This is a genomic window from Frankia sp. CcMO1, from assembly GCF_977945845.1.
This window is the reverse complement of sequence record NZ_CDWTMG010000118.1, coordinates 1-13,952: the sequence shown is the minus strand read 5'-3', so window position 1 is coordinate 13,952 and position 13,952 is coordinate 1. Positions and strand designations below refer to the sequence as shown.

Genomic DNA, 13,952 nt, shown 5'->3' with positions numbered 1-13,952 from the left:
CAGCCCCGGCGAGGTGCGCACCCTTACCCCCGTCGCCGAGGACGTGGCGGCGCTCACGACGGGGGCCGTGTTTCGGTTTGAACAGGCAGGCGTCGCCGACCTGGTCGGTCAGCCGCTGGTCTGGTTCGGCGGGGAACGAGGAAACCTCATGAGCCTGATCGACCAGGCCCACGCGGCCGGTCTCGACGAGCCGACCTGGCTGCTCGCCACCGAGGCCGCCGAGTTCTACGCCTTCGCGGCGCACTGGGGCGACTGGGAGCAGAGCCACGTCCTGGGGCTGGCCGCGGCCCGCCGGGCCGGGCACCGCCTCGCCGAGGCGACGCTGCTGACCAACCTCGCCGAGCGCGACGTCACGCTGGCCTTCGAGGACGCCTTCTGGCGACTGGACGCGGACGGCACGGACCCCGACGGTCAACCGGCGGTCGAGGTCTACCGGGCTACGGTCGACCACTTGGCGCTGGCCACGGAGCGCCTCACCCGGGCCCGGGAGATCTTCGCCGACTTCGGCGACGAGCTGGGTGAGGCCCGGACGCTGCGCGGGCTGGCCGACGCCTGCCGCGGTCGGGGGGAGTTCTCCACGGCCCTGGTCCACTTCGAGGCCGGCCTGGAGATGATGCGCCGGGCCGGCGCCCGCAAGGCCGAGGCGGAGACCCTGGTGAACGTCGCCATGGTCCACGGCGACCGCAACGAGCTCACCGACGGCATCAACTGCCTGACGATGAGCCTGTCGATCGCCCGCGAACTCGGCAACCGTCCGCTGGAGGCGCTGGCCCTGCGCCGGCTGGGCGATCTCCACCGTTTCCAGCACCGGTTGGACCGGGCCCTGGCAAGCTACAACGAGAGCCTGCCGCTGCTCGCCGAGCTACCCGACACCCGCTGGGAGCCACGTGTGCTCATCCGCCGGGGTGACATCCTCGCCCAAATGGACGACCATCCAGCGGCGCGGCGATCCTGGCAGCAGGGCATCACGCTCCTGCGTCAGCGGGGCTCCCCCGAACTGCCGGCCGCCGAGGAACGGCTGAGCGCACCGGTCACGGCCGAGCCCACCCAGTTCACCAGCGGGCGGCTGCTCAGCACGTTCGACCCGGCGTACTTCATCGCCCGGATCGCCTCGTCCCGGCGCAGCGTCCGGTTACTCAACACCTGGACGGATCTGGCTACCCCCGAGCACCGGACCGCCTTCGCCGACGCGGTGCTCGCGGCGGTCGACGCCGGAGCGATCATTCAGGTACTCCTACTCGACCCGGACTCCCCGGCCGTGGCCGGACGAGCCGCCGACCTCCTGCGCAGCGTCGACGTACCGGGCATGATCCACCCGAACCTGCTGGTCCTCGAGGCACTGCGAGATCGGCTCGCTCCCGTCCTGCGCCCCCGGCTCGCGGTCCGCCTCTACACCGAACAGCCCCTGACGACGTATCACCGCTGGGGCACCGGGGCGCTGGTCTCGACGTTCCCCGTCGGGTACTCCTCGGCCGCCGCGACCCAGCACGAGGCGGCCATCTCCTCCACCCTGGTCCAGTTCGTCGAACAGCACTTCGAACGGCTCTGGAGTCTGGAAGGGAGCACCGCCTTGGACGACTACCTGCGGGTGCCGCTGCGCGTCTTCCCGTCGGACGCGGCCCATCTCGAGGTACAGGCCGAGTTCGTGCGCCTCGACGGGGCGGTGTACGTCTCCTCCCCCGACCTCGTCGCGCTGCTGGGCCGCGGCGGTCCGGACGGCCTGCTCGCCGAGGTGGCGGGCGACGGTCGGCATGTACTGGCTGGAACCGGGCGGTGCCGGGTGGTACCCCTGCGCGACAACGACAACGACAACGACAACGACGGCGCCGGGGCCGTGGCCACGGCCTTCGCCGACAAGTACGGGGCCGTCCGTGACAGCCTGCTGCGCCTGTCGTCGGTGCGGCGATGAGCACGCTCGTCACCGTCGACTTCTGGCGGGTGCCCCGACGACGGATCGGTTACGCCCTGGCGCGGATGGCCACCGACCGTACCGCCCTGCGGCACACACCGGGACTGACCTTCGCAAAACTGCTGGGCACCGGTTCGGCGAGCAGTTTCACCCTGCGGGACGCCGATCCGTGCCAGTGGGCGATGGTCGCCGTCTGGTCCTCCCCGTCGGCGGCCCGTTCCTTCGAACGATCCGCGTCGGTGCGGGCATGGTCATCACTGGCCGAGGAACGCTGGCGGATCGACCTTCACCCGCTGTCGTCACGTGGGCGGTGGTCACGGCAGGAGCCCTTCGGCAACCCGGCAGCGTCGAACGTTCCGTCTCCCGCGAGCGCCCCCGCGGCGGTCGCGGTGATCACCTGGGCCCGCGTCACCCTGCGGCACACGCTCACCTTCCGCCGAGCGGTGCCGGCAGCGGCGGTCGACCTCGCCGAGGCCGAGGGTCTGATCTTCGCGGCTGGCATCCGGGAGGCGCCGATCGGCTTACAGGGAACGTTCAGCCTCTGGCAGGACGCGGCGTCGCTGCGCAGGTTCGCCTACAGCCGCCCCGCGCACAGCGAGGTCGTCCGGCGCACACCGCTGGTCGGCTGGTACAGCGAGGAACTGTTCGCGCGGTTCGCGGTGCTCGGCTCGCGGGGGACGCTGGGCGGGCGGGATCCTCTCCTGCAGGTCAGCCCCGAGCCGACGTTGACGCCGCGTTGAAGATCCGTCCACGACCCCCGCCGTATCCGGGCGGGGACACGGCCTGCTTTGACGCCCCGTTGAACGGCACCCGCCACCGTGAAGGGGCCGCCCGCACCTTCCTACGCCCCGCACCTTCCTACGAACCAGGTGAAGCAAGCCGCATGTCGATACCCCGCGAGCAGGCACCCCGCGAGCAGGCGCCTTGGACGCAGCCCCCCGCCGTCGGGTTCTGATCGCGACACCAGTGAGCGAACGGGTCGCGCGGCTCGTCACTCGGCACGACGCCGCCCGGCTACGCCCGGAGCTGGCCACCCAGCCGACGGGCCTAGCCGACGCCTTGGTCGAACTGCGGCCGCACACCCTCGTCGTCGGGGTGAACGCGGTGGATGGACCGGCACTCGAACAGTGGGCCACCGCGGTCCGCACGGACCCGGCGGAGGCCGGCCGGGACCGACGCCTGCTGCTGGTCCGCCGGGGCACCTCCCTCGCCGCCGTCGACCTGGCCGCTGCGGCGCGCCACCGGATCGAGGTGTGCAACACCCCCGAGGTCAACGCCCGGCACGTCGCCCGGTTCATCGTCGACCGGCTGTTCGACCCGCTCGGCGACGCATCCGGCGCGGAGCCGGCTGGGGCCGCCACGCGCACCGACCGGCCGGGCGTGCTCGGCCTCGTCGGCGCCGGAAACATCAACAGTCGGGTCGCCCGGGAGGGCGCCGCACGCGGCTGGCATCTGGCCGTACACGCTCCCTCGCTCGCGGCGAAGCCGGCGACGGCCGCGCTCTGGGCGGCGAAGCACCGACTGCCGGTCGACCGGATCCACGTCGCCCGCACCGTCGAGGACGTCTTCGACGCCGCCGATCTGATCAGCATCGCCGCGCCCCTCGTGCACGGCGGGTCCCGGATGTCCGCCGGCATGATCGACATGCGGCACGTCAAGGCGTTCACCGGCCGCCGACTCGTGTCAGTCAGCGAACCGGACGTCTTCACCGACCGGGCGCTGGTCGACGCCTACGACCGCCGTGACCTGGAGGTCGTGATCGACAACGCCCCCCGGTTCCTCGGCCCGGTCCGCGGGCTGCTCGCGGGGCGGATCGCCGAGGACGGCGGGGAGCTGCGGCGCGGGTTCACTCTCTGCTCCGTAGCGATGCACAGTCCCGCCTGCAGCGACGATCTCGATCAGGCGTTCCTCGCGGTGGTCGGGCGGGCCGACCTGGACGACCTCACCGGGCACGACCTCGCCGGGCACGGCCCGAAGGGCGATCGTCATGACCTGGCCGATCGTCGGGGCGATCCGCGGGGCACCGGCCGCGGGGTCGGCGAGGACCCGGCCCCTGACGGTTCCGCCGTCGACAAGCACGACGTGGTGGTCGTCGGCGGCGGGATCGTCGGACTCACGATCGCGCTCGTGCTGCGGCTGCGGGGCCACCCCGTCCGGGTCCTCGACGCCGCGCCGGCCGACCGGGCGGACCCTGCCGCCCAGGGCACGACGTTCGCGGGGACGAACGGCCGGCACCTATCGGCGACCGAGACGCTGCCGCAGGCGGACGCGAGCCGCGTGGGTGTTCTCGACCGCGATCCGACGCACGGCGGCTGGCGGCTGGCGGCTACGGGACCCGGAGTCGCTGTCGGAGCCGGAGAGGGCCTAGGCCAGCGCCTTCGAGCAGTGCGCCGACCATCCCGGGCTGCACGCGGTGGCCCGGGACCTGGTGATCGCCCTGAACCGGCTGGGGTTGCGCGGGTGGGAGCATCTTTTCGCGCTCGCCGACGGCAGGGACGGGCTCGGTACCGGGTGCGGGTTGCGCTGGGACGCCCGCCTCCCGCGGATCTATCTCGGTCCGGGCGACCTCGCCGCGGGCGAGCAGCTGCAGCTGCAGCGGGCCGCGGGGGGCGGGTCGTTCGGTTGTCCCGGGCGGATCTGGTTCGCGGCTGGCCCACGCTAGGCTGCTCGGTCCCGCTGCCCGGCGGCGCCCGGGAGGTGGCCGGGGCGGTCGAGGTGGACGGCTACGCGGTCAACATCCACGATCTGGCCACGGTGCTCATCGACCGGCTGCGGGCCGCGGGCGTCGAGGTGCGCGCCGGCACCCGGGTGGAACGCATCGAGACCGGCATCGACCGGAGCCTCGACGGCAACGGGAACAAGGCCGGGCACGAGACCGGGAGCGGAGCCGGGAACGGAGCCGGGAACGGGGTCCGGTTGCATCTCGCGGACGGCTCGACCCTGCGTACCGGCTGGGCCGTGGTGACCGTGGCCGGCCGCGATCTGCAGCGGCTGCTGGGCGCCGCCTGGCCCGGCGCCGGTGCCGTCGCGCATCTGCTCGGCCTCTCACTGACCCTGCCGAACCCGGGTCTGCGACGGCCGGTGAAGGTCCACGCCGGAGATCCCCTCGGTGTGATCAATGTGACGCTGTCCGCCGATGGTGCCAGGATCCATGTCAGCGGCGGATTCGGGTATCTGGGCACCGCCGTGCGGGCGGTCGCGGACAGCGGCGTCGCCCGCCTACGCGCGGTTTTCGAGCAGGCGGCCGCCGGCCTGTTCCCGACGCTGCGCCGGCCTGACGGCACCGTGGAGATGCTCGACGTCCGCGTCTGCGAGCGCCCGGCGACCCCGGACGGCATCCCCCTTGTCGAGGCCGTGGCAGACCACGGCGGCCGGGTGATCGTGGCGGCAGGGACGAACGCGGGTGGCACCGTGCAGGCCCCGGCGGTGGCCATGCTGGTGGCCGACCTCCTCGCCGGCACGCCGCGCTGCGCCGCACTCGCCATGGCCGGTGATCGGGCGGGTCTCCCACCCATCCGGAGGTAGCACCCTCCACATCAGTGGAATGACGTTACGTAGCAGTAATTCCCATCGCCGAGCAGTGCCGGCGAGCGGCGGGTTATCGTCGAGCGACGTGATGGTGCGCCCCAGCCTCCTGGCTCGCCGGACCCGACTCGTGGGGCCAGGTCGGCGATCCGGGCGCGGACAGGAGGCGACGCCGGTGACCGACGTGGGCGTGAGGGTAGTCCGCTGGTCCCCGAGCCGGATGCGCACCCGGCTCGACGATGTCATCGCGGTCTACAAGGCCGCCTTCCTCGATCATCATGAGCCTGACCCGCCGCGGGCCGCCCGGGACCGGGCCGCCCATGCGCGCCGGCACTTCGAGTGGCGGGACCTTCGCGCCGTGGCGGCCGTCACACCCGACGACGAACTCGTCGGGATCACCTACGCACTGCCCGGCCGGGTCGGCCAGTGGTGGCACGACGTCGTCGCCGACGCGCTCCCGCCGGACTCGGCCGCGTACTGGCTCGACGACTGCCTCGAGATCGTGGAGCTGCACGTCCTGCCCGCCTACCAGGGCCGAGCGATCGGGCGCACCATACTGCGGGAGCTGCTGCGCGGGGCCCCGCAACGCACGGCCGCGCTGTCCGCCCTCGAACCCCCGGGTAGTCCGGCACGCCGGTTGTACGACCATGAGGGATTCGTCCCGTTGTTGTCCGACTTCCAGTTCCCCGGGACCCTCACCCCCTACGCCGTGCTCGGCAAGGAGCTCCACGGACGCTCCCCCGCCTGTCCCGACGGCGCCTCCGCCGAAGGAGCCGACCGGCACGCACCGGTACGATGACCGCCGGCGCGGCTCACCGCGATGCCGTGGATCTTCGCGGCGGCCACCGTGGCGGTGCAGCTCCCCTGTCCGTTGGTCACCGGATCCGCTGGGGCGGCGCTCGCCATCGCCTCGATCGTGCTGTTCTTCGCCTCCTCGGTGAGCCACGCCCTGCTCACCCGTGGCCGAGCGTGGACCGCCGGGTTCCTCGCCGTGACCGTCGGCGGCGGGCTGCTCGTGGAGACCGTGGGCGTGCACACCGGCTGGCCCTTCGGCCGCTACGCCTACGGCTCCGCCCTGGGCACCCGCCTGTACGGCGTCCCGGTCGTGGTGCCGATGGCCTGGGCGATGATGACCTACCCGGCATATGTCCTGGCCCGTCGCCACCACCGCGGCCGGGCGCGCACCGTCGTGCTGGCCGCGCTCGTCCTCGCGGCCTGGGATCTCTTCATCGACCCGCAGATGGTCACCGCGGGGTACTGGCGGTGGCTCGGCGGCGGCCCGGCGCTCAACAGAATCCCGCTCACCAACACCGCCGGATGGGTGGCCGTCGCGATCGCCATGACCGCGGCGTTGACGGCGCTTCCGGACCGGGCCGGGAGCACGGCACGCGACGATCGCGCTCCGCTCGCCCTTCTCCTGTGGGCCTACGTCTCCTCGACGCTGGCGAACCTCACCTTCTTCGACCGTCCCGGTGTAGCCGTGGCCGGCGGGATCGCGATGGGGGCGGCGCTCGTCGCGGCGGCCCGGGCCGGGCCCCGTGCCCGGGACCGTGCCCGGGCCGGGGACCGCCCGGTCCCGGCGGGCTCCCCACCACGATGACGGCGCCGTGGCGGACGGGGCGCGGGACGAGGCACCGGACGGGACGGACGGTACCGGGATCCCCGGCCCGGTGGCTCGCCGGCCGATGCTGGTCGGGTGCGGTACGGTCCGCCGCGGTGGCGTCCAGCGCCATCGCCGTGCACACGGCGGTGAACGCGCGGCTGCTACGCGTCCCACCGCCGGCCCGGCCGGTACGCGAACGGGTGACGGTCGTGCTACCCGTCCGCGACGAGGCCGGGAGCCTGCCGCGTTGCCTGTCGGCCCTGCTCGGCTCGCAGTGGGTGCCCGACCTCAAGATCCTCGTCTACGACGACGGTTCCACCGACGGCACCGGGGAGATCCTCGCTCGGTGGGCGGCGAGGGACGACCGGATCGTCGCGCTGCGCGGTGCGGCGCCCCCGCCGGCTGGCTCGGCAAACCGCACGCCTGCGCCCGGGCCGCGGCGGCGGCCACGGGCACGGTCCTCGTCTTCGTCGACGCCGACGTCACGGTGGCCCCCGACCGCGTCGCGCGGACCGTTCTCCTCCTGCGGGACGCCGGCCTCGACCTCGTCTCGCCCTACCCACGCCAGGAGGCGGCCGGTGTCGCCGAACGGCTGATCCAACCCCTGCTCCAGTGGTCGTGGCTGGCGCTGCTGCCGCTGCGGCTGGCCGAACGCTCCACCCGGCCATCGCTTTCCGCGGCGGGCGGACAGCTGCTGGCCGTGGACGTGGCGGCCTACCGCCGGGCCGGCGGCCACGAGGGCGTCCGGGACCAGGTCATCGAGGATGTCGCCCTGCTGCGGAGGCTCAAGCGTGCCGGCGGGCGGGGAGTGGTCGCGGACGGCACCGACCTCGCGGTCAATCGGATGTACTCCGGATGGTCACAGCTGCGGGACGGCTACGCGAAGTCGCTGGCCGTCGCCGGTGGAAGCACGCTCGGCAGCGCCGGGCAGATCGGCGTGCTGGCCTGGCTGTTCGTCGTGCCGGCGGTGGCGGCACTGGGTGGCTCGGGCCCGGGCGCGGTCGGGTACCTCGCCGGGGTCGCCGGCCGGGTGCTCGCCGCCCGCCGCACGGGCGGCCGGAGCTGGCCTGACGCCGCCGCTCATCCGGCTTCCGTGAGCCTGTTGGGCTACCTGACGGCGGTGTCGTGGTGGCGTCGTCGGCGGGGTACCGCCCGGTGGAAGGGACGACCGGTTACCCGCTGCCCCTGACCGCTGGTCCACCCTTCCTCACCCCGCCAGAGGCTTCCCTTGTCGTCCTTCCGGCGGCTTCCTTCTCCTTCTCGAGGCTTCGATGCCCGTTTCCTTCCTCGTGGATAACCGGGAAGGAGCAGCTCGTACAGTCGTCGCATGGCCCGTGTTGTGGTGATCGGCGCCGGTGTGGGCGGGCTGGCAGCCGCGGCCCGGCTCGCCGCCACCGGGCATGACGTGACGGTCTGCGAGCAGTCGTCGCGGACCGGAGGCAAGCTCGGCTGGTACGAGCGCGACGGGTTCGGCTTCGACACCGGCCCGTCCCTGCTGACCATGCCCGGCGTGTTCGAGGACCTGTTCACCGCGACCGGCGGGCCGTTGCGCGGTGAGGTGGAGCTGCGTCGACTGGACCCGATCGCGTCCTACCGGTTCGCCGACGGCACGACGCTCGCCGCACATGCCGACGACGACGCGTTCGTGGCCGAACTGGACGATCGGATCGCCCCCGGGTCGGGCGAGGACTGGCGGCGGCTCACCGACCGGGCCTGCCGGGTCTTCGACGCCGCCGAAGGACCGTTCCTGTCCAGTCCCGTGTCGGCGACCGGGCTGGTCCGGCTCGCCTGGTCCTCACCCGGTGACATCGCCGCGATCGCGCCCGGCCGGAGCCTGCGCCGGCTGGGCTTGCGCTACCTGCGTGATCCCCGGCTGCGGATGATCCTGGACCGCTATGCCACCTACTCTGGATCCGATCCCCGGCACGCCCCCGCCGCTCTGGTGTCGGTGGTCCACGCGGAACGGCGCTTCGGGGGCTGGTACGTCGCGGGCGGCCTGCGCCGCCTCGGGGATGCGCTCACCCGCCGCGCCGAGGAACGCGGCGTCCGGATCCTGCTCGACGCGCCGGTGCTGACGGTGACCCGGACCCCCGGCGGGCGGGTCGACGGGGTCCGCCTCGCCGACGGTACCCGGCTGCCCGCGGACGTCGTCGTCGCGAACGCCGACGCGGCGGCGCTCTACGGCCGGCTGGTGAACGATCGGGCCGGCCGCCGGCGGCTGCGGCGGACGGTGCCGTCGATGTCCGGCTTCGTGCTGCTGCTGGCCCTGACGGGTCGCACGCCCGGGCTGGGGCATCACACGGTCACCTTCCCCGCCGACTACGACGCTGAATTCGATGCCGTCTTCGCGGGCCGGCTGGCGGCCGATCCCACCATCTACCTTGCCGCGCCCGCCGACCCGGCCTGCGCGCCGCCGGGCTGCGAGGCGTGGTTCGTCCTGGTGAACGCGCCCCCGCACCGAGGCGCAGGCGGCCACGACGGCGCAGGCACCCTGGACTGGGACCGTCCCGGGCTCGTCGACGGCTACGCCCGGCGCATCCTCGACGTGCTCGCCGCCCGCGGGTTCGACGTCCGCCCCCGGTTACGCTGGTACGAGACCATCACCCCGGCGGATCTGGAACGGCCCACCGGGACGGTGGGCGGATCCATCTACGGTGGATCCTCGAACGGCGTGCGGGCGGCCTTCCTGCGGCCTCCGAACACATCCCGGGTGCCCGGCCTGTTTCTCGTCGGCGGATCAACCCATCCCGGCGGTGGGCTGCCGCTCGTCGTGCTCTCCGCCGGCATCGTCGCCGGCCTCATCGGCCCGGCCTGACCCGGCTGCCAGGGTCGCGTGGACCGTGGCCGTGAGCTGAAAGAAGCCGACGGCGCACACCGCCAGCGTCGCGGTCGTCGCGATACTCGCGGCGAGGTTCGCGAGGCCGGGCACCAGACCCGCTCCGAACGAGCCGACCGCGGCGATGATGATCCGGGCCGGCCGCTCCCCGACGGTCACCACGCCGATCTCGTCGAAGCCGGCGTTGCCGGCCCGGGCCCGGGTGTACTCCAGCAGTCCCAGCATGCTGCCTGCCGCGATCACAAGGCCGCCGGGTGCGCCGAGACACCACAGGGCCAGCAGGTAGGCCAGGTCACCGCAGCGGTCCACGACGGAGTCCAGGACATATCCCCAGGCGCTCGTGCGCCGGGTGAGGATCGCCACCGCTCCGTCGAGGTTGTCGGCCAGGCCACTGAGCACGATCACCAGAGCCCCCAGCAGCGGCCACCGGCCACCAGCCACGGCCGGGGGAATCGCGAGGGCGGTGAGCACGGCCCCCCCGGCGGTCACCGCCGACGGGCGCACCCCGCGGGCGGCGAGCGGCCTGACCACCCAGTAGACCACCGTCAACCAGGCACGAACGAGCCATAGCCCGCGCGCCAGGTCGTAGCCGCCGTGCAAGGTCGACCATTGGGCAAGGTAGGTGTCCCGACCGGGTACCGGGGTGCTCACGTCATCCATCGTGCCTGTCGGCCATCGTGCCCGTCGGCCATCCCGTTCCACCCGGTACGGCCAGCGCCGCGTCCGGTACGCCAGGATCCGTCCGGTACGCCGTCTCGCGCTGGGACATGCTGGGACATAGAGTCTCGTCATCCCCTACCGCGAGCCGTACCGGCACCCTGCGTCCGGCCGGCGACCGAAACCGAAGGCGCCGATCGGTCACCGGACCGGCCCGAGGTCGGGAGACGCGGTGTCGGAGGAACAGCGGTGTCACGAGAGAACAGCGGTGCCACCCAGACGTGGCGGGAGTGACGTGTCCGAACAGGTAGGCGGCGTGGTGGAGACCCTTGAGGACCTCGACCCGCGGGCGGTCTTCTCCGCCCATCGCGACCAGGTGATCCTTGCGGTACGGATCACCCCGGTCTTCAACACCCTTGATCTCAGCCTGGTGACGGCGGTGGTGGACGCCGCCAACCAGGCCGGGTTCGCGCTGGTCCGGGAGCATTCGCTCCGCGACGAATGGCTGCTGTGCGTCTTCGACGCCTACGACGAGCACGACTGAGTGCCGGCCCGGCGGCATGAGCGTGGGTGGGCCGGGCGAGCGGCCCACCATGCGCCACCGGGCCACTCCGCGGACCGGCCACTCCGCGGACCGCGGCCGGTTACCGGACCGCCTGGTAGATCTCCCGAGTGGCGCTGGAGCGGTTGAGGGTGATGAAATGCAGGCCCGGGGCACCGCCGTCCAGCAAGCGACGGGACAACTCGGTCGCCACCTCGACCCCGATCGCCCGCACGGCCGCCGGGTCGTCGGCGACGGCCTGCAACCGGGAGGCCAGCGCCGGCGGGAAGGCCGCACCGGACAGCTGCGCCATCCGGACGATCTGCGCGACGTTCGTCACCGGCATGATTCCAGGAATGATCGGCTTGTCGCAGCCCAGCCGGCGGACCCGGTCGACGAGACGGAAATAGTCGTCAGCGCCGAAGAAGAACTGAGTGATGGCGTAGTCCGCGCCGGCGTCGAATTTGCCCACCAGGTAGCGCGCGTCGCTGTCGAAGTCGACCGATCGTGGATGCTTGTCGGGGAAGGCGGCTACGCCGACGCAGAAGTCGCCGACCGACCTCACCAGGCGTACGAGTTCGTCCGCGTACTGCAGGCCCGCGGGATGGGCGGTCCAGGTGCCCTGCGGATCCCCTGGCGGGTCGCCGCGCAGGGCCAGGACGTTGCGCACCCCGACGCCGGCGTAGTTGCCGATGACCCGGCGCAGCTCGGCGACGGAGTGGTTGACCGCAGTGAGATGGGCGATCGGCGTGAGGGTGGTCTCGGTGGCGATCCGCTCGGTCACCCGGATCGTGCCGTCGCGCGTCGACCCGCCCGCCCCGTACGTCACCGAGACGAACGAGGGATGCAGCGCCTCGATCTGGCGCAGGGCCGTCCACAACTGCCGCTCGCCGTCCGGCGTCTTCGGCGGGAAGAACTCGAAGGAGAAGGAGGCACGACCGGTGGCGAGGTACTCGCCCATCGTCGTGGGTTGCGTGCTCAGACTCCGGACCGCCGCCATGGCACGAGGGTAGACCGGGCGTGGCCACGATCGAGGACGGACCCCCGGTCGGAAACACAACCGATCAGGCCCCGACAGCGGGCAGCAACATTTTCCCGGCGTGATCCCACGAATCCCCAGCGTGATCCCACGAGGGTCATGATCCGTCGAGTCCACCAACATGGGTGGGCAACCCGGCTGGAACGGGCTCGTTGGGCGGGACCAGCTGGGACAGCCCACATAGACGGCAGACAGACAAAAGACGTCCGATGGACAAGGGTCCCAGCGGCGCGGCGAGACCGACCCGCACCCGCCCGGACACGCTGCGCGCCACCACTTGGCGTGCCGCGTGCGCCGACGGGGTCAGCTCCACGTCGGCCGCCCCGGGATCAGCGGTCTCCACCTCCACCCCGTACTCGCCCTCGGGCAGCATGACGGTGACCATGCCCGTCTCACTCTGCGCCCGCACGCCGTCCGGCGGCTCGCTGAAGTGCAGGCTGACGTCGCCGTCCCGGCTGCGCGCGGCGACCGGACCGCGCGCGAGCTCCCGCCCGGCGATGGTGCCATCGCGGGTGACCAGGGACAGTTCACCGCCGACCCCCCACAGCGTGATTTCGCCGGCGAGCACCTCAGCCCGCACCCGGACCCGTGGCGGCACGGTCAGCCTGGCCCGCACATCGCTGGCCCGGCCGTCGATCCGCAGCGTGGTCCCGGCCCTCGTGATCGCGGGCACGGACCGGCCGGGACTGCGCCGCACGGTCAGCGCGACGTGCACGTCCTCGCGGTCCCGCCCGGAGATCTCGACGCGGCCGGCGGCCACCAGGACCTCCACGGCGTCGATACCGTCGACAGTGTGAGTCAGCTCCGCGGGTGGCAGCCGCAACAGGGTCAATCCGCCCAGTGCGGCGGCAACCAGCAGAACGGCGACCACGACGACGGCAGTGTCGAACACGGGCACACCGCACGGTACCCCGGGCGCCCGCCGATCCCCGGCCACACGATGGTCCCGGACCACACGACGGTGCCAGACCACACGACGGTGGATGTGCGCCGGCGGGTCTCCGCCGTGTTGCGGCGCTTCACCGGTTCGCGCGGAGCGCTCCTGTGCGGAATCGACGACGATCTGATCCCGTTCGTCCGCATCGCCACCGAATTCCTGCTGGCGGAGGGCAAGCGGTTGCGTTCCGCCTTCTGCTACTGGGGGTGGCGAGGGGCGGACGGCCCGGACTGCGACAAGATCGTGACCGCCGCCGCCCTCGAGCTGCTGCACGCCTGCGCGCTGGTCCACGACGACGTCATGGACGCCTCCGACACGCGGCGCGGCCGGCCGGCCGCGCACCGGCGCTTCTCCCGGGTCCACCGGACCGCCGGCTGGCGGGGTGATCCCGCCGACTTCGGCCGCTCGGCCGCGATCCTGCTCGGCGATCTGTTCCTGGCCTGGGCCGACGAACTGCTCGCGGCCAGCGGGATGCCACCCGAGGCGCTGGCCCGGGCCTGGCCCACCTACGGGCGGATGCGCAGCGAGCTGATGGCGGGGCAGTACCTCGACCTCGTCGGCCAGGCCGAGGCCGGTCCGCACGGCGGCCTCGGTCCCGGGCGGGCGGTCCGCATCGCCCGGTACAAGACCGCCGGTTACACGGTGGTCCGTCCCCTGCAGCTCGGCGGTCTGCTCGCAGGCGCGCCGCCGGACCTGTTGGCGGCCTACGCGGCGTTCGGCCTGCCGCTCGGCGAGGCGTTCCAACTCCGCGACGACCTCCTGGGCGTGTTCGGCGATCCGGCGGTGACGGGAAAACCCACCGGGGAGGATCTGCGTGACGGGCGGCCCACCGGCCTGCTGGCGCTCGCGCTGACCCGCGCGCAGCCGGCCGCGGCGGCCCGGCTGCGCGCTCTGGTCTCCCCGCC

General features: G+C 73.0%; 12 protein-coding genes and 1 pseudogene. 10 read left to right on the top strand and 3 right to left on the bottom strand.

Annotation, left to right across the window (positions count from 1 at the left end; all coding sequences use genetic code 11):
• From AC08OU_RS14825 to AC08OU_RS14790, 8 genes and pseudogenes are all read left to right on the top strand, one after another.
• Window positions 1-1,909: tetratricopeptide repeat protein (locus AC08OU_RS14825; protein WP_476599055.1), on the top strand; the 1,909-nt coding region annotated here is incomplete at its 5' end.
• Window positions 1,906-2,649 carry a spheroidene monooxygenase gene (locus AC08OU_RS14820; RefSeq protein WP_476599056.1) on the top strand — a complete coding sequence of 248 codons (744 nt, stop codon included), beginning with the start codon at window positions 1,906-1,908 and terminating at the stop codon, window positions 2,647-2,649. The genes AC08OU_RS14825 and AC08OU_RS14820, both read left to right, overlap by 4 nt.
• A gap of 184 nt (window positions 2,650-2,833) precedes the next feature.
• Entirely contained in the window at window positions 2,834-5,434 is a 2,601-nt protein-coding gene (locus AC08OU_RS14815; RefSeq protein WP_476605138.1) for an FAD-dependent oxidoreductase, read from the top strand.
• A gap of 175 nt (window positions 5,435-5,609) precedes the next feature.
• Window positions 5,610-6,233 (top strand): GNAT family N-acetyltransferase, encoded by a 624-nt coding sequence (locus AC08OU_RS14810; protein WP_476599060.1) that lies wholly within the window; start codon window positions 5,610-5,612, stop codon window positions 6,231-6,233.
• A gap of 21 nt (window positions 6,234-6,254) precedes the next feature.
• Window positions 6,255-7,034, top strand: a complete 780-nt coding sequence (gene cruF, locus AC08OU_RS14805) for a bisanhydrobacterioruberin hydratase CruF (RefSeq protein WP_476599062.1) — start codon at window positions 6,255-6,257, stop codon at window positions 7,032-7,034.
• Window positions 7,031-7,357 (top strand): annotated as a pseudogene (locus tag AC08OU_RS14800) (glycosyl transferase); the annotation flags it as partial. The gene cruF and the pseudogene AC08OU_RS14800, both read left to right, overlap by 4 nt.
• A gap of 26 nt (window positions 7,358-7,383) precedes the next feature.
• Entirely contained in the window at window positions 7,384-8,226 is an 843-nt protein-coding gene (locus AC08OU_RS14795; protein ID WP_476599064.1) for a glycosyltransferase family 2 protein, read from the top strand.
• A gap of 138 nt (window positions 8,227-8,364) precedes the next feature.
• The gene (locus tag AC08OU_RS14790; protein WP_476599066.1) at window positions 8,365-9,852 is read left to right on the top strand and encodes a phytoene desaturase family protein; all 1,488 of its coding nucleotides are present in this window, start codon (window positions 8,365-8,367) and stop codon (window positions 9,850-9,852) included.
• Here AC08OU_RS14790 and AC08OU_RS14785 read toward each other — a convergent pair.
• Window positions 9,775-10,533: a CDP-alcohol phosphatidyltransferase family protein gene (locus tag AC08OU_RS14785; RefSeq protein WP_476599068.1), complete on the bottom strand. Its 759-nt coding sequence runs from the start codon at window positions 10,531-10,533 to the stop codon at window positions 9,775-9,777. The genes AC08OU_RS14790 and AC08OU_RS14785 overlap by 78 nt on opposite strands.
• Before the next feature lie 292 nt (window positions 10,534-10,825).
• On the opposite strand from AC08OU_RS14785, the gene AC08OU_RS14780 reads away from it, so the two are divergent.
• Entirely contained in the window at window positions 10,826-11,074 is a 249-nt protein-coding gene (locus AC08OU_RS14780; RefSeq protein ID WP_462185985.1) for a hypothetical protein, read from the top strand.
• A gap of 100 nt (window positions 11,075-11,174) precedes the next feature.
• Here AC08OU_RS14780 and metF read toward each other — a convergent pair whose 3' ends face one another.
• Together metF and AC08OU_RS14770 are read right to left on the bottom strand one after the other, a co-directional pair.
• Window positions 11,175-12,071, bottom strand: a complete 897-nt coding sequence (gene metF / locus AC08OU_RS14775) for a methylenetetrahydrofolate reductase [NAD(P)H] (RefSeq protein WP_462202558.1) — start codon at window positions 12,069-12,071, stop codon at window positions 11,175-11,177.
• Window positions 12,072-12,207: 136 nt separating this feature from the next.
• A complete protein-coding gene (locus AC08OU_RS14770; RefSeq protein ID WP_476599070.1) occupies window positions 12,208-13,002 on the bottom strand; it encodes a DUF4097 family beta strand repeat-containing protein in 795 nt (264 codons plus the stop codon).
• A gap of 69 nt (window positions 13,003-13,071) precedes the next feature.
• Between AC08OU_RS14770 and AC08OU_RS14765 the strand changes: the two genes are divergently transcribed.
• Window positions 13,072-13,952, top strand: an 881-nt coding sequence (locus tag AC08OU_RS14765) for a polyprenyl synthetase family protein (RefSeq protein ID WP_476605137.1), incomplete at its 3' end; no start/stop codon positions are given.